At 48.5% G+C, this 604-nt stretch carries 2 tRNA genes; both read right to left on the reverse strand.

Going from position 1 to position 604, the window contains the following annotated elements:
• Positions 1-330: 330 nt before the first annotated feature.
• A tRNA-Ala gene (locus IEW11_RS24750) sits at positions 331-406 on the reverse strand.
• Between the two features lie 28 nt (positions 407-434).
• Positions 435-511, reverse strand: a tRNA-Ile gene (locus tag IEW11_RS24755).
• Positions 512-604: the final 93 nt, after the last annotated feature.

Below are 604 nucleotides of genomic sequence, written 5' to 3' on the forward strand. Positions count from 1 at the left end.
GCTCCTAGTGCCTAGGCATCCTCCGTGCGCTCTTACTAGCTTAACCTAGCTGATTGGTTTGCATTCGAAACCAGTGTTTCGAATGCAGCATTCAGCGATCGTTTAAAACTCAGCTAAAGGATGTTTCATTATCTTTCGCTATCCAGTTTTCAAGGTGCAATCTCGTAAGTGCTAATCGCAGGTTTGTGCGATTCACTTAGCGAGGGATGTGTTGCAACTGTTAATTGCGCTTATGTGCAATTCAGTTGGCAACCAAAGTTCGTAAGTGTTAATCGCAGGTTTGTGCGATTCACTTAGCGAGCAATTTCACACAACAAAAGATGATTCTTTTGGTGGAGCCAAGGAGGATCGAACTCCTGACCTCCTGCTTGCAAGGCAGGCGCTCTCCCAGCTGAGCTATGGCCCCATATTAAATTAACATGTAAAGAGTTAAGTGGTGGGCCTTAGTGGACTCGAACCACCGACCTCACCCTTATCAGGGGTGCGCTCTAACCAGCTGAGCTAAAGGCCCTTGATCTTACCTAACTTAACGAGATGCAAAAGCACCCGCTTGGCGACGTCCTACTCTCCCAGGACCCTGCGGTCCAAGTACCATCGGCGCTGG

It is taken from the genome of Paenibacillus abyssi (genome assembly GCF_014640295.1).
Taxonomy (GTDB): Bacteria; Bacillota; Bacilli; order Paenibacillales; family Paenibacillaceae; genus Paenibacillus_D; species Paenibacillus_D abyssi.